At 72.0% G+C, this 20,655-nt stretch carries 22 protein-coding genes; 8 read left to right on the top strand and 14 right to left on the bottom strand.

Annotation, left to right across the window (positions count from 1 at the left end; genetic code table 11):
- Window positions 1-92 precede the first annotated feature (92 nt).
- The 3 genes from IOD14_RS31660 to IOD14_RS31670 are packed head-to-tail and all read left to right on the top strand — an operon-like array spanning window position 93 to window position 3,903.
- The gene (locus IOD14_RS31660) at window positions 93-569 is read left to right on the top strand and encodes a hypothetical protein (RefSeq protein ID WP_123988223.1); all 477 of its coding nucleotides are present in this window, start codon (window positions 93-95) and stop codon (window positions 567-569) included.
- A complete protein-coding gene (locus IOD14_RS31665; protein WP_212672152.1) occupies window positions 569-3,226 on the top strand; it encodes an ATP-binding cassette domain-containing protein in 2,658 nt (885 codons plus the stop codon). Before IOD14_RS31660 ends, IOD14_RS31665 begins: the two co-directional genes overlap by 1 nt.
- Window positions 3,223-3,903 carry an ATP-binding cassette domain-containing protein gene (locus tag IOD14_RS31670; RefSeq protein ID WP_123988225.1) on the top strand — a complete coding sequence of 227 codons (681 nt, stop codon included), beginning with the start codon at window positions 3,223-3,225 and terminating at the stop codon, window positions 3,901-3,903. The genes IOD14_RS31665 and IOD14_RS31670 overlap by 4 nt, the downstream gene beginning before the upstream one ends.
- A 103-nt stretch (window positions 3,904-4,006) precedes the next feature.
- Here the strand turns inward: IOD14_RS31670 and IOD14_RS31675 are convergent, their stop codons facing one another.
- Window positions 4,007-4,651 (bottom strand): transglycosylase family protein, encoded by a 645-nt coding sequence (locus tag IOD14_RS31675; protein WP_212672153.1) that lies wholly within the window; start codon window positions 4,649-4,651, stop codon window positions 4,007-4,009.
- Between the two features lie 505 nt (window positions 4,652-5,156).
- Here IOD14_RS31675 and IOD14_RS31680 point away from each other — a divergent pair.
- Complete coding sequence (locus IOD14_RS31680) at window positions 5,157-5,939, top strand: hypothetical protein (protein ID WP_123988227.1); 783 nt, start codon at window positions 5,157-5,159, stop codon at window positions 5,937-5,939.
- 61 nt (window positions 5,940-6,000) lie between these two features.
- The gene (locus tag IOD14_RS31685; RefSeq protein ID WP_123988228.1) at window positions 6,001-6,324 is read left to right on the top strand and encodes a hypothetical protein; all 324 of its coding nucleotides are present in this window, start codon (window positions 6,001-6,003) and stop codon (window positions 6,322-6,324) included.
- Window positions 6,325-6,391: 67 nt separating this feature from the next.
- On the opposite strand, the gene der is transcribed toward IOD14_RS31685, so the two are convergent.
- The 5 genes from der to aroH all read right to left on the bottom strand — a co-directional run bounded on the left by der (window position 6,392) and on the right by aroH (window position 10,854).
- Window positions 6,392-7,870: a ribosome biogenesis GTPase Der gene (der, locus tag IOD14_RS31690; protein ID WP_123988229.1), complete on the bottom strand. Its 1,479-nt coding sequence runs from the start codon at window positions 7,868-7,870 to the stop codon at window positions 6,392-6,394.
- Window positions 7,871-7,948: 78 nt separating this feature from the next.
- Entirely contained in the window at window positions 7,949-8,536 is a 588-nt protein-coding gene (locus tag IOD14_RS31695; RefSeq protein WP_249126311.1) for a lysophospholipid acyltransferase family protein, read from the bottom strand.
- A gap of 53 nt (window positions 8,537-8,589) precedes the next feature.
- A complete protein-coding gene (gene cmk / locus IOD14_RS31700) occupies window positions 8,590-9,276 on the bottom strand; it encodes a (d)CMP kinase (RefSeq protein ID WP_123988231.1) in 687 nt (228 codons plus the stop codon).
- A gap of 133 nt (window positions 9,277-9,409) precedes the next feature.
- Complete coding sequence (locus IOD14_RS31705; protein WP_212672154.1) at window positions 9,410-10,495, bottom strand: prephenate dehydrogenase; 1,086 nt, start codon at window positions 10,493-10,495, stop codon at window positions 9,410-9,412.
- A complete protein-coding gene (aroH, locus tag IOD14_RS31710) occupies window positions 10,492-10,854 on the bottom strand; it encodes a chorismate mutase (protein WP_123988233.1) in 363 nt (120 codons plus the stop codon). The genes IOD14_RS31705 and aroH overlap by 4 nt, the downstream gene beginning before the upstream one ends.
- 231 nt (window positions 10,855-11,085) lie before the next feature.
- Here aroH and IOD14_RS31715 point away from each other — a divergent pair, with 231 nt between their 5' ends.
- The 3 genes from IOD14_RS31715 to IOD14_RS31725 are packed head-to-tail and all read left to right on the top strand — an operon-like array spanning window position 11,086 to window position 12,762.
- Entirely contained in the window at window positions 11,086-11,748 is a 663-nt protein-coding gene (locus tag IOD14_RS31715) for a hypothetical protein (RefSeq protein ID WP_212672155.1), read from the top strand.
- Between the two features lie 22 nt (window positions 11,749-11,770).
- Window positions 11,771-12,352, top strand: a complete 582-nt coding sequence (locus IOD14_RS31720) for a DUF6529 family protein (RefSeq protein ID WP_123988235.1) — start codon at window positions 11,771-11,773, stop codon at window positions 12,350-12,352.
- On the top strand, window positions 12,349-12,762 hold the full coding sequence (locus IOD14_RS31725; protein WP_123988236.1) for a Rieske (2Fe-2S) protein: 414 nt from the start codon (window positions 12,349-12,351) through the stop codon (window positions 12,760-12,762). Before IOD14_RS31720 ends, IOD14_RS31725 begins: the two co-directional genes overlap by 4 nt.
- An 18-nt stretch (window positions 12,763-12,780) precedes the next feature.
- On the opposite strand, the gene IOD14_RS31730 is transcribed toward IOD14_RS31725, so the two are convergent.
- The 8 genes from IOD14_RS31730 to IOD14_RS31765 form a co-directional block, all read right to left on the bottom strand.
- Window positions 12,781-13,800, bottom strand: coding sequence for an ADP-ribosylglycohydrolase family protein (locus IOD14_RS31730; RefSeq protein WP_123988237.1), 1,020 nt, complete (start codon window positions 13,798-13,800; stop codon window positions 12,781-12,783).
- Window positions 13,797-14,525: an NUDIX domain-containing protein gene (locus IOD14_RS31735; protein WP_123988238.1), complete on the bottom strand. Its 729-nt coding sequence runs from the start codon at window positions 14,523-14,525 to the stop codon at window positions 13,797-13,799. Before IOD14_RS31735 ends, IOD14_RS31730 begins: the two co-directional genes overlap by 4 nt.
- A gap of 178 nt (window positions 14,526-14,703) precedes the next feature.
- Window positions 14,704-15,237, bottom strand: a complete 534-nt coding sequence (locus IOD14_RS31740) for a TIGR03086 family metal-binding protein (RefSeq protein ID WP_123988239.1) — start codon at window positions 15,235-15,237, stop codon at window positions 14,704-14,706.
- Window positions 15,238-15,497: 260 nt separating this feature from the next.
- Entirely contained in the window at window positions 15,498-16,640 is a 1,143-nt protein-coding gene (locus tag IOD14_RS31745; protein ID WP_123988240.1) for a pseudouridine synthase, read from the bottom strand.
- Window positions 16,640-17,293 carry an SMC-Scp complex subunit ScpB gene (gene scpB / locus IOD14_RS31750; protein WP_212672156.1) on the bottom strand — a complete coding sequence of 218 codons (654 nt, stop codon included), beginning with the start codon at window positions 17,291-17,293 and terminating at the stop codon, window positions 16,640-16,642. The genes IOD14_RS31745 and scpB overlap by 1 nt, the downstream gene beginning before the upstream one ends.
- Window positions 17,290-18,549, bottom strand: a complete 1,260-nt coding sequence (locus tag IOD14_RS31755; protein ID WP_212672157.1) for a segregation/condensation protein A — start codon at window positions 18,547-18,549, stop codon at window positions 17,290-17,292. The genes scpB and IOD14_RS31755 overlap by 4 nt, the downstream gene beginning before the upstream one ends.
- Window positions 18,550-18,567: 18 nt before the next feature.
- Window positions 18,568-19,143: a hypothetical protein gene (locus IOD14_RS31760; RefSeq protein WP_123988242.1), complete on the bottom strand. Its 576-nt coding sequence runs from the start codon at window positions 19,141-19,143 to the stop codon at window positions 18,568-18,570.
- Window positions 19,128-20,258, bottom strand: a complete 1,131-nt coding sequence (locus IOD14_RS31765) for a ParA family protein (protein ID WP_123988243.1) — start codon at window positions 20,256-20,258, stop codon at window positions 19,128-19,130. The genes IOD14_RS31760 and IOD14_RS31765 overlap by 16 nt, the downstream gene beginning before the upstream one ends.
- Window positions 20,259-20,655: the final 397 nt, after the last annotated feature.

Consider the following 20,655-nt stretch of genomic DNA (forward strand, 5'->3'; position numbering starts at 1 on the left):
CGTGCGCCCGGTGCTTTCAGGGTCAGCTTCCAGAAGGCATAGTGCAAGCGATTGGCTGACATGGACAGGGACGCGACATGTGGGAGCCAGAGATGCGGACAGCCCGGCTGCGCACCGTACACCCCGTTCTCTGGGCCGCCTGGGCCGCGCTCGCCGCGGGCGCGGTGCTGTGCGTCCTCGGCTGGTACGGCGTCTCGGGCGAGCGCTACGCCGAGCGGCAACTGCCCTACCTCGCCTCCTGCACGGTGCCCGGCGCCGCGCTGATCGTCGCCGGGGCGGTGCTCCTCACCCATGGCCGCAGCGCGCTCGCCGCCGCGCGCGTGGAGGAGCTGTACGGCCTCCTGGTCGCCGCGGAGCCCGCCGAGGACGAGGAGTCCGGTACGGCGGCCGGCGCGCCCCTGGCGGTCAGCGGGGACCTGCTGATGGTGCCGGGCGGCACGCTGTGGCACCGCGCGGACTGCCCGCTGGTCGCCGGGAAGGTGGAGTCGGTGCCGGTGGATGCCAAGCTGCTGGCGAGCGGTGAGCTGGGCCCCTGCCCGATCTGCGAGCCCGTCGAGGAAACCGACTGATGTCCTCGCTGACCTACGACCTCACCCTCGCCGGGCTGTCGGTCGGCAGCGCGGCCGCGCTCACCGGAATCGGCCTGATCGTGACGTACCGCGCGACCGGGGTGCTGAACTTCGCGCACGGGGCGATCGCGATGGTGTGCGCGTTCGTGCTGCGGCAGTGCGTGGTGGTGTGGGGCTGGCCGCTGTGGGCCGGGGCGGTGCTGACGCTGCTGGTCCTGGCACCGGCCCTGGGGGTGGTGCTGGAGCGTTTCGTCTTCCGGCCCCTGTCCGTCCTCGGCGGTGATCCGGCGCAGACCCTGGTGGCCTCAATCGGTGTCTTCGTGCTGCTGGTGGGCGGGGCCGCGCTGGTGTGGGGTCAGGGCGCCCGGGACGACGCCCCCGAGCTGGTCTCCGCCGACCCGTGGGGTCAGCTGGCGGTCGTCCTGGTGCTGGCCGTGGGCGTCGGCGCCGTGATCCGCCGGACCCGCTTCGGACGGGAGCTGCGGGCCGTCGTGGACGACCGGCAGCTGGCCGTGCTCGGCGGGATCGACGCGGACCGGGTGGCGGCGGCGGGCTGGGCGTTCGGGTCGTTCACGGCGGGCCTGACGGGCGTCCTGCTCGCGCCCTACGTGCGCCTGGACCCGTACGGGCTCCCTCTCCTGGTCATGGAGGTGGTCGCGGTCGCGGTGGCCGCGCGGATGCGCAGTCTGCCGGTGGCCGTACTGGTGGCACTGACCGTCGGAGTCGCCCAGAGCCAGCTGACGCGGCTGCACCCCTCCGGCTGGGGCGAGCCGTTGCTCCAGGCGGCCGGCGCGAACCTCTTCGTCGTGGCCCTGCTGGTCGCCGCCCTGGCGCTCCCCCGCGTCGGCACCCGGGACGCGCTGCCGCGCACGGCCACCGCGCGCGTGCCGACGCCTCAGGGCGCGTGGATCGTCGCGGTCGTGCTGTTCCTGCTCCCGCTGGGCTTCGCGGGCTCGGACCTGCACACCTCGGTCCAGGTCCCGGCACTGGGCGTGGTCCTGCTCTCCCTGGTGGTCGTGACGGGCCGGGGCGGCCAGATCTCCCTCGGGCAGGCGGCCTACGCGGGCCTGGGAGCCCTGTTCACGGCACTGCTCGCGGCGGGCCGCTTCCCGGGCCTGCCCCGCCTGCCGGAGCTGGCGGCACTGGCCGTGGCGGTGGTCCTGGTGGCCCCCCTGGGCCTGTTGACCGGCTGGCCGGCGATCACCCGCCGGGGCCTGGCGCTGGCCCTCGCGACCTTCGCGGTCGGCGTGGCCGTGAGCCGCTTCGTCTTCGCCCAGCCGTACGCCACGTCCGGCCTGTCCCTGGACCGCCCCGACGGCTTCGACGGCGACCGCGCGTACTACGTCCTGGAGCTGGCCCTGCTGGCGCTCGCCCTGCTGACGACCCGCGCGCTGCGCAGGGGCCGCACGGGCCGGGCCCTGGCCGCCCTGCGCGACCACGAGTCCGGTGCCTCGGCGGCGGGTGTCAGGGTCCCCGCCCTCAAGCTCGCCGCCTTCGTCGCGGGCGCCGCGCTGGCCGCCCTGGGCGGCGGCATGCTGGGCATGGGCCTGCGCGCCTTCGACCCGGCCGCCTACGACCCCGTCCGCAGCCTCCTCTGGTTCGCCGCGGTGGTCGTCCTGGGCGCCGACAGCACTTTGGGCGCCCTGGGCGCGGCGGCTCTCCTGGTCGGCCTGGACGCGGGAGCGAGGGGCGGGGTCGCGGCGGCGCTGATCGGAGTGCTGGCGGTGCTGGTCGGCCGCTTCCCCGGGGGCCCGTACCAGGCGGTGCGGGCGGTGGCGGGACGACTGAGGCCGAGCGGACCGACCGCCCTCACCCCACTGGGAGCCGAGGTGAGACAACGCCTGCGCACGTCCCTCGACGCCCCCTCGTCCACGCCCGCACCCCCACCGCGGCCACCCGCACCCGACCACGAACCCCGCACGCGTGGCGCGGGTGGGAGGACGACCCCGTCCGCAGGCCGGGCGGTCCTCACCACCCACGACCTCCACGCCCGCTACGACGGCTTCACCGCCCTCGCCGGCGTCGACCTCACCGTCCCGCCCGGAAGAATCACCGCGATCATCGGCCCCAACGGAGCCGGGAAATCCACCCTCTTCCACTGCCTGGCAGGCACGATCCGACCGGCCCGAGGCCAGGTCCGCCTCGGCGACCGCGACATCACCCGGCTGTCCCCCCACGCCCGCACCCGCCTCGGCATCGCCCGCACCTTCCAGCAACTGGCCGTCTTCCCGACCCTGACCGTCGCCGAGAACGTCCGGGTGGGCGCTGAACAGGGCCGGATCAAGGACCCCGCCGCGGCAGACCGCGCACTGAGACTCCTGCACCTCGACGGCCCACTGCGCGACGCACCCGCCGCCGGCCTCCCCACCGGCACCCTGCGCCGCGTGGAACTCGCCAGAGCGCTGGCCGGCGCCCCGGGCGTCCTGCTCCTGGACGAGCCCGCCGCCGGCCTGGACACCGCCGAGGTGACCGCGCTGGCCCGCGTCCTCAGGGCCCTCGCGGCGGACGGCACCGCTCTCCTGGTCGTCGAGCACGACCTCGACCTGGTCGCCGACCTCGCGGACGTCGTGCACGTCATGACCGCGGGCCGCATCGTGGCCTCCGGTCCCCCGGCCCACGTACTGGACGCACTCGACGCCCGGGAGACCGCCGTATGACAGCGAGCACGGCCGCGGGAACCACGACGACAGCCATCTCCCTACGGGACGCGCGCGTGCGCTACGGCCCTCTGGAGGCCCTGCACGGCATCACCCTCACCGCCCCCGGCCCCGGTCTCACCCTCCTGCTGGGCCGCAACGGCTCCGGCCGTACGACGGCCCTGCGCGCCCTGGCCGGAACAGTGCCGCTCACCGACGGCGCCGTGGTGTGGGACGGCACCGACGTGACCCGCGTCCCGGCGTACGAGCGGGCCCGGCGCGGGCTGTGCCTGGTGCCCGAGCGGCAGGCGGTGTTCGGCTCCCTCACCGTCCGCGAGAACCTCGAACTCGCGGCGCCCGCCCCCGACCCGGCCCTGGACGCCTACCCGCAGCTGGGCCCCCTGCTCCCCCGCCGGGCCGGCACCCTCTCCGGGGGCGAGCAGCGCATGCTCGCGCTGTCCCGGGCCCTGCTGGCACGCGCGCGCGTGGTCCTCGTCGACGAGCCCGCGCAGGGCATGTCCCCCGCGGTCGCGGCCCGCACGTACGAACTCCTCGCCGCACTGGACGCGTGTGTGGTCGTGGCCGAACAACGGCTTCCAGCCGCCCTGCGGCGCCGGACGGCGATCGTGTACGAACTGCGGCGCGGCACGGTCGTGTTCAGCGGAGAGGCGGCGGAGCTGCGGCCGGGGAGGGCCTGACGGCCCCACCGGTGCCACCGGCGCCCCGAGCGCCCAGATGCCCGGAGGCCCCGCCCGGTCGCCGGACCGGACGGGGCCGTGTGCCCGTGACAGGGGGGAGCTCTCAGATTTCGAGGCGCTGCCCGGGCACGATCATGTTGGGATCAGCGCCGATGACGGCCTTGTTGGCGGCGTAGAGCTTCTGCCAGCTCGTCCCGTGCCCGGCGGCGATCCTGCTCAGGGTGTCGCCCGAGCGGACGGTGTAGTCGCCACGGGAGGCGCTGCGGTTGGTGTGGTTCTCGGAACGGGCCGGCGCCTTCGCCGGCTTGGAGGGCGCGGCCTTGGCGGTCGACGAGGAGCTCTGCCCCGAGCCGGAGGAGGCGGCGGGCGCGCTGCCGTACGCCCCGGCGCGTGCCGAGCAGGTCGGCCAGGCGCCCCACCCCTGGGCGCGCTGGACCTTGGTGGCGACCGCGATCTGCTGGGACTTGGTGGCGCCGTCGGCGGTGGGCGCGTAGGCCGTGCCGCCGTAGGCGCGCCAGGTGCCGGCGGAGAACTGGAGTCCTCCGTAGTAGCCGTTACCGGTGCTGATGTGCCAGTTCCCGCCGCTCTCGCACTGGGCGATGCGGTCCCACACTCCGCCGTCCGCGGCCGCGGAGTTGCCGGCCGCGGCCAGCAGTCCGAGCGGGGCGAGCAGGGCGGCCCCGGCGAGGGCCGCGGTGGTCCGGGTCTTACGAGCGTTGTCGCGCGTGGTATCGGCACATTCGGACATATGGTTCCCTCTCTACGGACTCGGGGTCCCCCAGGACGGAACACGCTCCCGGCACATGGGCCGGGTGGTCGTGCTCCGCCCCGTCCGCCGACAGGTGGTGCGGTGAGCTGGCTTGGTGCGCCGGCGGACGTTCCCGAGCGGTGCTCGTTGCACACGGCGGAGGAATGTAGAGAGCCTGTGGAGGCGTCAGCAACCAACTGCTTGTCGTTCCAGGCCAGTTGGTCGTTACCGCAGGTATCGGCGATTTCCGGCCACCCACTTCATTCGCTGATTTCCTGATTTGTCGACCAGCCACCAAGGAGATCTGTGACCCACTTCACGCAACCAACTTCCTTGCATTTCCATCCACTTGACACTGAGTGCCCGATTCCGCACCCGCGGTGACCCTGCGCGCTGGATGGTTCGATTCCGTTCGCCCTGGGGCGTGACTCCCGCCACAGATCGGCCGTTGTCTTCTTCATGAGCCCGGGACCCGCCCGAGCACCACATCCCGAGGGAGCCACCCGTGCCGCGCATGCTCGACGTCAGCGACGAGGTACGCGCCGAGATCGGCGACGAAGAGGCCGACCGGCTGCTCGCCGGAGAGAACGCCCCCGGCAGCTACGACTGCACGTCCTGCCGCACCCAGGGCGACTCCGAACAGGAGCGCACCAGCACCGTCCTGTTCATCGGCGACGAGACCGCCGTCCTGGCCTTCGCCCACGCCAGCTGTCTGCCCTCCCAGGTCGTGCAGGTCACCGAGGAGCAGCTCCGGGGCGCGGTGAAGTCCATCACCGGTGACACCGTCGACCTGGACCCGGACAAGGTCGTACCCGAGCAGGCGGTGCTCGGGGTGACCAGCGGACTCGTCCTGATCGCCGGGGAGTTGCACCCGGCGCTGGTCGTGGAGCCGACCGGGCCGATCGTGCGGCCGGGCGCGACGGGACTCGGCGACGACTTCCTGCCGCTGCTGATCGAGCAGGGGTTCATGCCGCTGACGGCGATCGAGTCGGTGCCGTCCGTGCTGCACGGGTGGTCGGTGCTGCTGGCGGTGGGCCAGCTGCACGCGGTGCTCCAGCCGTCGGCGAACGGCGGGCAGCCGGTGGCCTGGTGGCAGGCGCACCAGCCGCTCCAGGTGACGGAGAGCTGGCGGGCCGCCGCCAACAAGCACCAGCAGGTGCTGATGTTCGCGGCACCGGTCGGGTCCATCGGACGCCAGCCCCGCGAGGACCTGCTGCGGGACGCACTGGACAAGGCAGCGGCGAACGGGAAGTTGGTCGCGGCCGCGATGCCGCTCGCGGGCACATGAAGTCCGGCTGAAGGATCACGCCGGACCGCATCCCCGAGGTCCCGGTGTCGTTTGGACATACGTGCACCCATACGACGCTCCACGCCGGTTTCCCGGCGGACCATCGGCCACGCCGATCTACGACGCGCTCTACTCCGAGTACGTCAAGACCTTCCGTTCGCTGCCGGGTGACCGCAGCGGCGAGGAGGAGCTGGGCTTCACCGCGTTCGGGAACATCCCGCACGCCTCGGGCTCGTTCAGCAGCTCGTACAGCGCCTACAGCGCGGGGGCGTTCAGCGCCCGCCAGCAGTCGCAGTGGCAGCGGGTGGGACACATCGGGCAGCAGCACACCGGGATGCACCACGTCCCGGCGGCGCTGCCACCCGGCCCGCGCAGAGGGGTCTGAGAGCAGAGGTTCCGGGACATGAGGAAGGGCGGCCCCGCTTTCGGGGCCGCCCTTCCTCATGCGTGCGTCACTTCTTCTTGGCGCCGCGCTTCTCGCGCACCCGCACCGAGATGTGGATGGGGGTGCCCTCGAAGCCGAACTCCTCGCGCAGCCGGCGCTCGATGAAGCGCCGGTAGCCCGCCTCGATGAACCCGGAGGCGAAGAGCACGAACCGCGGCGGCTTGGTGCCCGCCTGGGTGCCGAAGAGGATGCGCGGCTGCTTGCCACCCCGGATCGGGTGCGGGTGGGCGGCGACGAGCTCGCCGAGGAAGGCGTTCAGCCGGCCGGTGGGGACGCGCGTCTCCCAGCCCGCCAGAGCCGTCTCGATCGCCGGGACGAGCTTCTCCATGTGCCGTCCGGTCTTCGCCGAGACGTTCACGCGCGGCGCCCAGGCGACCTGGCCGAGCTCGGTCTCGATCTCCCGCTCCAGGTAGTAGCGGCGCTCCTCGTCGAGGGTGTCCCACTTGTTGTAGGCGACGACGATCGCGCGGCCCGCATCGACGGCCATCGTGACGATCCGCTGGTCCTGCACCGAGATGGACTCGGAGCCGTCGATCAGGATGACCGCGACCTCGGCCTTCTCCACGGCGGCCGCGGTGCGCAGCGAGGCGTAGTAGTCCGCGCCCTGCTGGAGGTGGACCCGCTTGCGGATACCGGCGGTGTCGACGAACTTCCAGGTGACACCGCCGAGTTCGATCAGCTCGTCGACCGGGTCACGGGTGGTGCCGGCCATCTCGTTGACGACGACCCGCTCCTCGCCGGCCACCTTGTTCAGCAGCGAGGACTTGCCGACGTTCGGGCGTCCGATGAGCGCGATCCGGCGGGGGCCGCCGATCGCGGTGCCGAAGGTCTGCTGCGGTGCCTCCGGCAGCGCCTCCAGGACGGCGTCCAGCATGTCGCCGGTGCCCCGGCCGTGCAGCGCGGAGACCGGATGCGGCTCGCCGAGTCCCAGGGACCACAGGTACGCCGCGTCGGACTCGCCGCTCAGGCCGTCCACCTTGTTGGCGGCCAGCACCACGGGCTTGCCGGCCTTGCGCAGCAGCCGTACGACCGCCTCGTCGGTGTCGGTGGCACCCACCTTGGCGTCCACGACGAACACGACGGCGTCGGCGGCCTCGATCGCGTACTCGGCCTGCGCGGCCACGGAGGCGTCGATGCCGAGGACGTCCTGCTCCCAGCCGCCGGTGTCGACGACCTTGAAGCGGCGCCCCGCCCACTCGGCCTCGTAGGTGACGCGGTCACGGGTGACGCCGGGCTTGTCCTCCACGACGGCCTCGCGGCGCCCGATGATGCGGTTCACGAGAGTCGACTTGCCGACATTCGGGCGCCCGACGACGGCGAGCACGGGCAGCGGCCCGTGACCGGCCGCCTCGATGGCCCCCTCGACGTCCTCGACGTCGAAGCCCTCTTCCGCGGCGAGCTCCATGAACTCCGCGTACTCGGCATCGCCAAGCGCCCCGTGGTCGTGCTCCTCGCCCGAGCCCTCGGAGTGGATGTGGTCGTTCATGAAGTGCGTACCTCGTCGTTTCGTGGTGGTCGGTGGACCGGCCGGAGGGTGTCCGTTTGATCCACTACTCAGTGTCGCCTAGCGCCCGGTGAGGCGCCTGGCGTTTTTCAGGTGACTGCTCAGCTGCTTCTGGATGCGCTCGGTCGCCTCGTCGAGAGCCTTGCGGGTGCGCCGTCCGCTGCCGTCGCCCGCCTCGAAGGGGTCGCCGAAGACGACGTCGACGCGGCTGCGCAGCGGGGGCAGCCCCTTTATCAACCGTCCCGGCCGCTCGGAGCTTCCCAGCACCGCGACCGGGACCACCGGAGCCCCGCTGCGCACCGCGAAGTAGGCGAGCCCGGCCCGCAGGGAGGCGAAGTCGCCCTCGCCCCGGGTGCCCTCCGGGAAGATGCCGAGGACCCCGCCGGCCTTGAGCACGTCGAGGGCCTGGGTGATCGCCCCGCGGTCGGCGCCCGAGCGGTCCACCTTGACCTGCCCGATGGCCAGCAGGAAGGGATCCAGCGGCCCGACGAACGCCTCCTTCTTGATCAGGAAGTGCGTCGGCCGGGGCGAGACGCCCATGACCATCGGGCCGTCGATGTTGTGGGAGTGGTTGACGGCGAGGATCGCCGGCCCGGTCGCGGGCATCCGCCAGGCGCCGAGCACCCGCGGTCTCCACAGCCCGTACATCAGGCCGACGCCGATCCGCCGCCCGACCTCGGCACCCTTCTCGGAAGGAACGGTCACTTCCCGGCCCGCTTCTCCTCGACGAGGGTCACGACACACTCGATGACCTGCGCGAGGGTGAGCTCGGTGGTGTCCACCTCGACCGCGTCGTCCGCCTTGGCGAGCGGCGAGGTCTTCCGGCTGGAGTCGGCCGCGTCCCGCTTGATCAGGGCCTCACGGGTGGCCTGGACGTCGGCGCTCTTGAGCTCCCCGCTGCGGCGGGCGGCACGGGCCTCCGGCGAGGCGGTGAGGAAGACCTTGAGGTCGGCGTCGGGCAGCACGGTCGTACCGATGTCCCGCCCCTCGACGACGATGCCCTTCTCTGCGGAGGTGGCCAGCGAGCGCTGGAGCTCGGTGATCCTGGCCCGCACCTCGGGCACCGCGCTCACGGCGCTGACCTTGGAGGTGACCTCCTGGCTGCGGATCGGACCCGCCACGTCCGTGCCGTCGACCGTGATCGTCGGGTTCTCCGGGTCGGTGCCGGAGACGATCTCCGCCTTTCCGGCCACGGCGGCGATCGCGGACGGGTCGTCGATGTCGATCCCGTTGCTCACCATCCACCAGGTGATCGCCCGGTACTGGGCCCCGGTGTCCAGGTAGCTCAGCCCCAGCTGCGCGGCGACAGCCTTCGAGGTGCTCGACTTGCCCGTGCCGGAGGGGCCGTCGATGGCGACAATCACGGGCTGGGCGGCGCCGTTTTCCACGGGGGGACACCTTTCGGGTGCGGTCTGGCGAGTGGTGTGGGGGCGCGACTGTGCCCCGCACAAGGTTACCGGGCGCGCGTCACTCGTCCGGACGCCCGCCGAGCGGTGCCGACCGGCGGCCCGGCCGCGCGGCTCACTGCCGGATCGCCCAGCCCCGTTCCCGCAGCGAGGCGGACAGCACGGGCGCGGCCGACGGCTCGACCATCAGCTGCACCAGACCCGCCTGCTGCCCGGTCGCGTGCTCGATCCGCACGTCCTCGATGTTCACACCCGCACGCCCCGCGTCCGCGAAGATCCGGGCGAGCTGCCCCGGCTGGTCGTCGATGAGCACGGCCACGACCTCGTACACCCGGGGAGCGGACCCGTGCTTTCCGGGCACCCGCACCTGACCGGCGTTCCCCCGCCGCAGCATGTCCTGGATCCCGGACGTGCCCTCCAGCCGCTTCGACTCGTCCGCGGACTGCAACGCCCGCAGCGCCCGCACCGTCTCCTCCAGGTCCCCGGCGACATCGGTGAGCAGATCGGCCACCGGCCCGGGGTTCGCGGAGAGGATGTCGATCCACATCCCGGGGTCGGACGCGGCGATCCGGGTCACGTCCCGGATCCCCTGCCCGCACAGTCGTACGGCGGCCTCCTCGGCGTGCTCGAGACGCGCGGCGACCATGCTGGACACCAGGTGGGGCATGTGCGAGACGAGCGCCACGGCACGGTCGTGGGCGTCGGCGTCCATGACCACCGGGACCGCGCGGCAGTGCGAGACCAGTTCCAGGGCGAGGTTCAGCACCTCGGTGTCGGTGTCCCGGGTGGGCGTCAGCACCCAGGGCCGTCCCTCGAAGAGGTCCGCGGAGGCGGCCAGCGGCCCGGACTTCTCCCGCCCGGACATCGGATGGGTGCCGATGTACGGGGACAGGTCGAGCCCCAGCGCCTCCAGCTCCCGGCGCGGCCCGCCCTTGACGCTGGCCACGTCGATGTAGCCGCGGGCGACTCCCCTGCGCATGGCGTCGGCGAGCACGCCGGCCACGTGCGCGGGCGGCGCGGCCACGATCGCGAGGTCCACCGGCGCCTCCGGGGCCTCGTCCGTGCCGGCGCCCAGCGCGGCCGCGGTGACGGCCTGCTCGGGATCGTGGTCGGCAAGGTGAACGGTGACTCCCCGGGCCGCCAGCGCCAGGGCGGCGGACGTGCCGATGAGCCCGGTGCCGATGACGAGTGCGGTCCTCACTGGGCGATGTCCTTGCGGAGGGCGGCCGCGGCGCCGAGGTAGACGTGCGCGATGTCGGCACGGGAGCGGTCGGACTCGATGTGCGCGAGGACCCGCACGACCCGGGGCATGGCGCCCTGGATGTCGAGTTCCTGGGCGCAGATGAGGGGGACGTCGACGATGCCGAGCTTGCGGGCCGCGGCCGCCGGGAAGTCGCTGTGCAGGTCGGGCGTGGCCGTGAACCAGATGCTGATCAGGTCGTCCGTGGTCAGCTCGTTCCGCTCCATGATGGCGGTGAGCAGCGCCCCGACCTGCTCGTCCATGTGGCCGGCCTCGTCCTGTTCGAGTTGGACGGCGCCCCGGACCGCTCGTACCGCCACGACATGCTCCTTGCTGATGTACAACCCGGCTCGATGTACGACCAGCCTAGTCAGCCCCCTGGGGCGGGGTGCGCGGCGCCCGCCTCCTGAGACGGCGTCCCAGACCGTGCCAATGTCACCCGAATGTCACAGTCCCGCTACTTGGGGTGAAAACACGCCCGTGCGCCTCTGGACTCGGGGGCCCGGGTCCGCTCTGATGGCAGGAAACTCGCCTCGGGGGAGGCCCCTCATATGAAGCGTTCCGGACCGCTGCTGACACTGCTCGCGGGATTGCTGGTCGGCCTGTTCATGCTGTCGCTCAACGCCACGACGGGCGAGAAGCCGACGTCGGCCGCCGTGCAGCCGTCACCGAGCACCAAGGCCTCACCGAGCGCGGCGCCGACGAACCCCACCCCGCCGCCCCGTGCGACCCCGTCGGCGACCGCCGTGCCCGAGGGCGTCTACACCGGCCGTACCGACGACGACTCCTCCGCGGTCGCGATCACCGTGCGCGACGACAAGGCGATCGCGTACGTCTGCGACGGGCACAACATCGAGTCGTGGCTGCAGGGCGACGTGAAGGCCGACGGCAGTCTGCGGCTCACCGGCAAGGGCGGCGCGAGCCTGGAGGCCGAGGTGAAGGGGACCAGGCAACTGCGCGGCACGGCCACTGTCGGCAGCGGGAGCTACCCCTTCACGATCGACAGGTCCAAGAAGTCGTCCGGGCTCTACCGGGCGAACAGCACGGTGGCCGGCGCGAAGATCGAGGGCGGCTGGATCGTCCTGCCGGACGGCGAGCAGGTCGGCATCCTCAAGCGCGACGGCAAGCCCTCCCCGGCGCCGAGGATCGATCCGGAGACCGGTGCGGTGACGGTCGACGGACAGCAGCTCACGGCCCGCCCGGTAACCCCCTGACCTACGCCCGAGGGAGCCGATCATGACCGTCGACCCGAACGCGGCCACCCAGAGCTGGCCCTCCCCCGAACCCGAGCGCGGCCCCGGCGCCGCCCGCTATCTGATCCCCGCCCTGGTCGCGGCCGCGGTGGCGGTCGGCCTGGGCGCCTACGGCAAGGTCCACGACCCGGCGGGCACCGCCTTCAACCTCGCCGGCTTCAGCAGCACCGGCGCGGTGAAGTCATGGCTCGCGACGGTCGCGTTCTTCTTCGCGCTCGTGCAGCTCGTCTCGGCACTGATGGTGTACGGCAAGCTGCCCGGCCCGAGGTGGTCGTCCACCCTGCACCGCTGGTCCGGCCGCGCGGCCTTCCTCGTCGCGGTCCCGGTCGCGGTGCACTGTCTGTACGCGCTGGGCTTCCAGTCCTACGAATCACGCGTTCTGTGGCACTCCCTCTTCGGTTGCTTCTTCTTCGGTGTGTTCAGTGCCAAGATGCTGCTGCTCCGTTCGGAGCGACTTCCCGGGTGGCTGCTGCCGATCGTCGGCGGGCTGGTCTTCACCGCGCTCACGATCCTCTGGCTGACCTCCGCCCTCTGGTTCTTCCGCACCTTCGGAGTCACGACATGACACACAGCCCGACGCGGCGCACGATCCTTCTCGCGACGGGCGCGGCCGCGCTGACCGTCGGCTGCGGCGAGTACGGCAACGAGAACAGCGACTCCGGGTCCGACACGGTGGAGGCCTCGGCCGGCACCGCGCTGGCGAAGACCAGCGAGATCCCGGTCGGCGGCGGGAAGATCTTCAAGGACGAGAAGGTCGTCGTCACCCAGCCGAAGAAGGGCGAGTTCAAGGCCTTCTCGAACATCTGCACCCACCAGGGCTGCCCGGTGGCGAGCGTGTCGGGCGGCACCATCAACTGCAACTGCCACGGCAGCAAGTTCAACATCACGGACGGCTCGGTGGCCAACCCGCCTGCCAACAAGCCGCTGCCCGAGAAGCAGATCAAGGTCAGCGGGGACTCGATCGAGCTCGCCTAGGGCCTCCCGGAGCCACCCCTAGGCGTCCCAGAGCGCCCCGAGCGTCACCAGTTCGCTGCCGTACTCGATCCGGTCGGCCCACTCCACCGGCCAGGCGTCCGCTCCCAGGTGGGCGCCCGCGAAGGCGCCCGTCAGACAGGCGATCGAGTCGGAGTCGCCGGAGCTGCACGCGGCCCGCCGCAGGGCCGTCAGCGGCTCCTGCGGGAACTGCAGGAAGCACAACAGCCCGGTCGCCAGGGCCTCTTCGGCGATCCAGCCCGCCCCGGTCGCGAGGCACGGGTCCTCCTCCGGCGAGGCGGTGCGCACGGCGTCGTCGAGCCGGTCGAGGATCGCCAGGCACTCGTCCCAGCCTCGCGCGATGAACTGCCCTGGCGTCGGGGCCTGGCCTCGCGTCCACAGGTCTCCGAGCCAACGCTCGTGGTACTGGCCCCGGTTCGCCAGGGCGTACGACCGCAGCAGCCCGACCAGGTCGCCCGGCTCGGTGCCCTGGGCGAGCAGCCGTACGGCACGCGCGGTGAGGTCGGAGGCGGCGAGCCCCGTCGGGTGGCCGTGGGTGAGCGCGGCCTGCAACTGGGCCGCGCCCGCGCGCTGTTCGTCGCTCAGGCCCGGGACGAGGCCGACGGGTGCGACGCGCATGTTGGCGCCGCAGCCCTTGGAGTTGATCTGGCTGGCGTCCTGCCAGGGCAGGCGTTCGTCCTTGAGCAGGTGGCAGGCGCGCAGACAGGTATTGCCCGGCGCCCTGTTGTTCTGCGGCGACTGGTACCAGTCCACGAACTCCTGCCGCAGAGGCCGGGCCAGCCGAAGAGGCCCGAGCAGCCCCCGGTCCATGGCCGCCCGCAACCCCCTGCCCACCGCCAGCGTCATCTGCGTGTCGTCGCTGACGACGGCCGGCGAGGACAGCTCCATCTCCCGCCACGGCCCGCACTTGGCGAGGATCGACCGCACGTCGTTGAACTCGGTCGGGAAGCCGAGGGCGTCCCCGAGGGCGAGGCCGACGAGCGTTCCGGTGGCTGCGCGTTTGGTCAGGATCGTGGTCATGCGGGTCGTCCTTCCGGGGACGGTCGAAGGAGCGGGGGGTGCAGGGTGGTGGCCGGTCCTGCGCGGTAGAGCGCGGCCGGTTTGCCACGACCGCCGGTCAGCCGCGCGGCACCGGGGACGGCCTCGACGAAGCCGGGCGTGGCGAGCACCTTGCGGCGGAAGTTGGGCCGGTCGAGGGCGGTGCCCCAGACCGTCTCGTACACCTGCTGGAGCTCGCCGAGGGTGAACTCGGGCGGGCAGAAGGCGGTGGCGAGGCAGGTGTACTCGAGCTTGGAACCGACGCGTTCGTGGGCGTCGGCCAGGATCCGGTCGTGGTCGAAGGCGAGCGGTCGCGCCCTGTCGTACGGCACCCAGCGGGCCTCGGCGGCGTCGCTGCCGCCGTGCGGCTCGGGCGGGTCGGGCAGCAGCGCGGCGAACGCGACGGAGACGACCCGCATCCGGGGGTCGCGGCCGGGTTCGCTGTAGGTCCGCAGCTGCTCCAGGTGCAGCCCGGAGACGTCCGACAGCCCGGTCTCCTCGGCGAGTTCGCGCCGGGCCGCGGTCTCCGCGGACTCGTCGGGGTGCACGAACCCGCCGGGCAGCGCCCAGTGTCCGGCGTAGGGCTCCTGTCCCCGCTCGATGAGCAGGGCGTGCAGGGCGCCTTCGGTGACGGTGAGGACGGCGAGGTCGACGGTGACGGCGAAGGGTTCGTGGGCGTACTTGTCGTAGCCGGGCGGAACGGACACGCTCGCGCACCCCCTTTATGGTCAGCATGACTAATAGTCGTTACGACTATAAAGAGGGCGAGCGAGGTTCGGCAACCCCTGTGACCGCGTCGGCGGGCTTCCGTGTCCGCGTCTGCGGGCTTCCGTGTCCGCGTCGGCGCACTTCGACGGGCAGGGCCTGCAAGCCACTTGGAGACCGCTAGAGACCGCGCCCCAGGAAGCCCAGGAGCCGGACCTCAGGCCGCGCGCCGGACGGCACGGCGACCGGTGCCGCGAAGCGCACGCCTCGGTCCTCCTCGCCCACCACGCACCGGGCGACGGACAGGAGTTCGGCCGCGAGGCCGTCCGGAATGGGCCGCGGCCGTCCGCAGGAGCGGGCCACGTCCCACCCGTGCACGGCGATCTCGACGGCGCCGACCGCGGCCATCACCCGCACGTCCAGCGGGCGTTCACCCACCAGTACGTCCTCGGGCGGACCGGCGGCCCAGGCGCCGAGCACGGCACGCGCGCGCGTACGGAAGCCGCAGGCCCGGTCGGTGAGCGGGAGCGGCCCGATCCGCCCGCCGGTCAGCCCCTCGTACAGCGCGTCCAGGGAGTCGTCGAGATGCCCCAGCAGCTCCCCCAGATCCCACTCGGCGCACGGGGTGCCCGTACCGAGGCGAACGCTCCGCGTCCCCGCCACACTGCCCAGCGCGTAGGCGAGCGAGCGCTCCAGCAGCTCTCCCGCGCTCATGACAGGACCTCCGCCAGAGCGCCGTCGCTGCCCCTCAGCGGCCGCACCGGGGCCTCCTGGGCCCCCGGGAGCCCTGCCGACCGCGAAGGCCGCACAAAGCCCTCCAGCGCCGCCGGACGTGTCTCGTCACCGATCCCGTTCCTCGCGTCCATCCCCACTCCCTCCGTCACGGATGCAGACCGGCGGGAGGGCGAAAACGCATCGGCCGGTCCCGGGGAATTCCGGAACCGGCCGCACGCGCACGCGTGAGGGGGGCGGGACTACAGATCGACTTCCTTCATCAGCATGCCGACCTCGGTGTTGGACAGCCGTCGCAGCCAGCCCGACTTCTGGTCGCCCAGGGTGATGGGCCCGAAGGCGACCCGCACCAGCTTGTCGACCGGGAAGCCGGCCTCGGCGAGCATGCGGCGCACGATGTGCTTGCGCCCCTCGTGGAGGGTGACCTCGACGAGGTAGTTCTTGCCGGTCTGCTCGACGACCCGGAAGTGGTCCGCCTTCGCGTACCCGTCCTCCAGCTGGATGCCGTCCTTGAGCTGCTTGCCCAGGTCGCGCGGGATCGGGCCCACGATGTGCGCGAGGTAGACCTTCTTCACGCCGTACTTGGGGTGGGTCAGCCGGTGGGCCAGCTCACCGTGGTTGGTGAGCAGGATGACGCCCTCGGTCTCGGTGTCGAGCCGTCCCACGTGGAAGAGCCGCGTCTCACGGTTGGTGACGTAGTCGCCGAGGCACTGCCGGCCCTCGTTGTCCTCCATCGTCGAGACGACACCGGCGGGCTTGTTCAGCGAGAAGAACTGGTACGACTGCGTCGCGACCGTCAGGCCGTCGACCTTGACCTCGTCCTTCTCCGGGTCGACCCGCTTGCCCTGCTCCAGGACGATCTCGCCGTTGACCTCGACCCGCGCCTGCTCGATGAGCTCCTCGCAGGCCCGCCGGGAGCCGTAGCCCGCGCGCGCGAGGATCTTCTGGAGCCGCTCGCCCTCCTGCTCGGCGCCCGGGAAGGTCTTGGGGAGCTTCACGTCCTTCTTGGCGGCGTACCGCTCCCGGTTGCGCTCCTCCGCCCGCGCCTCGTACTCACGGGAGGTCGCCGGCACCGAACGGCCACGCCCGGTTCCCTGGCCCTGCTTGGGGCCGCCCTTGGCGCCACCGCGCGCGGAGGCACCGCGCCCGGACTTCGGCCCCTCGTGGGTGCCGCCGGGGCCCACGTCGTAGCGGCGCTCCTCGGGGCGGGGCTTCTTCGGCCGGCCGCCCTGCTTGTCGTCGCGGTCGTTGCCGGCGCCGCGGTAGTTGCCGCGTCCTCCGGTGCTCCCGCCGCGACCACCGCTGTTCCCACCGCGGCCGCCGCTGTTGCCACCACGGCTCCCGCCGTTGTTTCCGCTGCTGTTCCTGCCGCTGCTGCTTCGCATCAAAGTTCCGTCTTGTCGTCTGCGTCCTCGGAATCCGGAGCGTCCGGATCGAACGACGGTACGGCTTCCTGGGTCTCGGCCTCGATCGCCTCCGCCTCCGGGAGGAAGGGCGCGAGCTCCGGGAGCTCGTCCAGACCGCGCAGGCCCATCCGCTCCAGGAAGTAGTTCGTCGTCACGTACAGGATCGCACCTGTTTCGGGTTCCGTGCCCGCCTCCGCGACCAGGCCCCGCTGGAGCAGGGTGCGCATCACACCGTCGCAGTTCACTCCGCGCACCGCGGAGACCCGGCTGCGGCTGACCGGCTGGCGGTAGGCGACCACCGCGAGCGTCTCCAGCGCCGCCTGGGTGAGCCGGGCCTGCTGACCGTCCAGGACGAACCGCTCCACGGCCGGGGCGTACGCGGCCCGGGTGTAGAACCGCCAGCCGTTCGCGACGTGCCGCAGCTCGAAGCCGCGCCCCTGAGCGGCGTACTCGCCGGCCAGCTCCCGCAGCGCCCTGGTGATCTGCCGCTTGGGCCGCTCCAGGATCTTCGCCAGGTGCTCCTCGGTCGCGGGCTCGTCCACGACCATCAGGACGGCCTCCAGGGCCGGCTTCAGCTCCAGCTCGGCGACGCCCGGCAGGCCCGCCGGAGCCTCGGTGGTGTCCTCGCTCACGCCTTCTCCTCCTTGAGCGGCTCGGGCGGTCGGTCGAACTCGTCGGTCACCACCGGCTCGGTCTCCCCCGCACCGCCGGTCCACCGCACGACCAGCTCCCCGAGCGCGGTCTCCTGGTCCAGCGCCACGGCCTTCTCCCGGTACAGCTCGAGCAGCGCGAGAAACCTGGCCACGACGGTCAGGGTGCCGTCGGCGTCCTCCACCAGCAGGCGGAAGCTGGCCTCGCCGAGCTCCCTGAGCCGGGCGACCACGATCCCGGCCTGCTCCTGGACGCTCACCAGGGGCGCGTGGATGTGGTCGACGTACACCTGTGGCTTGGGCTTGGGCTGCATCGCCTTCACGGCGAGCTTCGCGAACCCCTCGGGCCCGATGCTGATGACGACCTCGGGCAGCAGGTCGGCGTGGTGCGGTTCGAGTCCGACGGTACGGGGGTAGCGCCGGGCCTCCTCGTCGAGGCGCCGGTTGAAGATGTCGGCGATCTGCTTGTAGGCGCGGTACTGGAGCAGCCGCGCGAACAGCAGGTCACGGGCTTCGAGGAGCGCCAGGTCGGCCTCGTCCTCCACCTGTGCGGCGGGCAGCAGTCGGGCCGCCTTGAGGTCCAGGAGGGTGGCGGCGACGACCAGGAACTCGGTCGTCTCGTCCAGGTCCCAGTCGGGTCCCATGGCCCGGATGTGCGCCATGAACTCGTCGGTGACCTTGGAGAGCGCGACCTCGGTGACGTCCAGCTTGTGCTTGGAGATCAACTGGAGGAGGAGATCGAAGGGGCCCTCGAAGTTGGCGAGCCGGACCTTGAAGACCCCGTCGGAGTCACCCTCCCCCGAACCCTGCGGGGCGGCCCCGGGCTCGGGGACAGCCAGGGGCTCAGAGGCAGCCTCGGGCTCGGAGAGGTCCTCGGGTGCCGGTTCGCTGTCGGGCGCAGGGAGGGCCTCGGGCCCGGAGAATGTCTCCGGCACCGGGTCGGTCTCCAGCTGAGGGTCAGTCCCCGGCTCGATGCCGGGCTCCGGCTCCGGGACAACCACCGGCTCCGCAACAACCTCGGGCTCCGGAACGACCCCGGGCCCGAAGACGGCCTCAGGCTCAAGCTCGGCAAGGGGCTCCGGGAGAGCCTCAGGCTCCGCGCCCCCGGTCTCCGGTTCGTCCGGGACCGGCATCGCCTCCGTGTCCGGCTCGACCCGCGGAGCGCCCGGTCCCCGGCCCAGCACACGCCGACGACCGGCGGATGCACCGGGGCCGGGGGGAACGTCGTTCGAGGTCATGGCCCCCGCAGGCTACCGCTACCGCCCGCGCAGCCGTCGTACGAGAATGCTCGCGTCCCCGCGGGACTCCAGATCCGCCAGCACCACGGCGACCGCCTCGCGCACGATCCGTCCGCGGTCCACCGCCAGCCCGTGCTCGCCCCGGAGCACCAGACGGGCGTGCTCCAGATCCATGAGCTCTTCGGCCGACACGTACACGGTGATCTTCTCGTCGTGCCGCTCGCGCCCGCTGGGCCGCCGCGCGGGCGACCGGCCGCGCTTGCCGCGCGGCTGACCGCCGGAGGCCTGGGCAGAACCTTCCTGCGCCTCCTGACGTCGCCCGGAGCGCTCCGCGGTGGCGGCCCGGCTGCGGGACTCGCCCTCCTCGGAGCCGTCGGCGTCGGCGGCCACATGCTCGGCCCCGTCGCCGTCCCCGCCCTGTGCGGGCACGGAGTGCGGCGCGTCCTCGGCCGCCACCGCGTCGGACTCCCCCGCGGGAGCCGGTACCCGGGCCTCGCCGTTGGCCCCCCGCCGGGGAGTGGACGCCTGGAGCGCCATCCCCCCTGTCGTACGGAACAGTTCGTCGGCCCCCGGCAGACTCACTCGGCGTGACACCGGGCGAGCACCTCCCTGGCGAGCTGGCGATAGGCGGCGGCACCGACGGAGTTGGAGGCGTACGTGGTGATCGGCTCACCGGCGACCGTGGTCTCCGGGAAGCGGACCGTGCGCCCGATGACCGTGTGGTAGACGTGGTCGTCGAACGCCTCGACGACACGCGCGAGCACCTCACGGCTGTGCACGGTGCGCGAGTCGTACATCGTGGCGAGGATCCCGTCGAGCTCCAGCTCCGGGTTGAGCCGCTCCTGGACCTTCTCGATGGTCTCCGTCAGCAGTGCGACACCGCGCAGCGCGAAGAACTCGCACTCCAGAGGCACTATCACCTTGTGCGCCGCCGTCAGGGCGTTGACCGTGAGGAGGCCGAGCGAGGGCTGACAGTCGATCACGATGTAGTCGTAGTCGGCCATGAGCGGCTTCAGGGCACGCTGCAATGTCGACTCTCGCGCGACCTCGGAGACCAGCTGGACCTCCGCCGCCGACAAGTCGATATTGCTCGGCAGCAGGTCCATGTTGGGGACCGCGGTCTTCAGCAGGACCTCGTCGGCCGCCATGCCCCGCTCCATGAGCAGGTTGTAGACGGTGAGGTCGAGCTCCATCGGGTTGACACCGAGTCCCACCGACAGCGCGCCCTGCGGGTCGAAGTCCACGAGCAGCACGCGTCGGCCGTACTCCGCGAGCGCGGCACCCAGGTTGATGGTCGACGTGGTCTTGCCGACGCCGCCCTTCTGGTTGCACATCGCGATGATCTTCGCGGGGCCGTGGTCGGTCAGCGGGCCCGGGATCGGGAAGTACGGCAGCGGGCGTCCGGTCGGGCCCACGCGCTCACGGCGCTGGCGGGCCGCGTCGGGCGCGAGCGTGGCCGCGTACTCCGGATCCGGCTCGTACTCGGCGTCGGGGTCGTAGAAGTGCCCCTCGGGCAGTTCGTCGTAGTCGGCGAAGTGGTTGTGGGGCGCGCCACTTCCGTCGCCGGCCATGGCGTTCACGTGATGGCCATCCATGCTCTGGTGTGCTGTCCGCAGGGTCTGCGGACGACTCTGGTGGGCTGCGAAGGTGCGCACCGCGACGGAGCCGACAGCCTCGAACCCCGCGTGGCCCTGGGCCTCGGCAGGCATTCCTGGTTGACCACCCCCGGGAGAAAATGTCGACTCATTCACAAGTCGTCTTACCTCCTTGGTGACCAGGAAACTTCTAGACAAGGTCAGCGTGGCACCATGCCGACGGTTGGCGACTCTATGGCGTGTCGGGTGTTCACAGCAACACAATCCACCGGACCCGGCAGGATGTGTCGGCAATGAAACATCCCGCTGTCAAGGGCGTACGGCAGTCGCACGGCAGGTTTCGCCGGTGTACGAATCGGTTCAAGGGTTACGTTCGACGCGAGTTGACCGAGAGTCGCAAAGTGACCATACACACATCCGGCCGGACCTTGTGGGGCAAGGTCCGGCCGCATGTGCCTCGTTGACGCGCCTTGTTGACGTATCGCCTTTACGAAAAGGTGACTTAGCTCTC

Origin of the sequence: Streptomyces sp. A2-16 (assembly GCF_018128905.1) — a bacterium.
GTDB lineage: Bacteria > Actinomycetota > Actinomycetes > Streptomycetales > Streptomycetaceae > Streptomyces.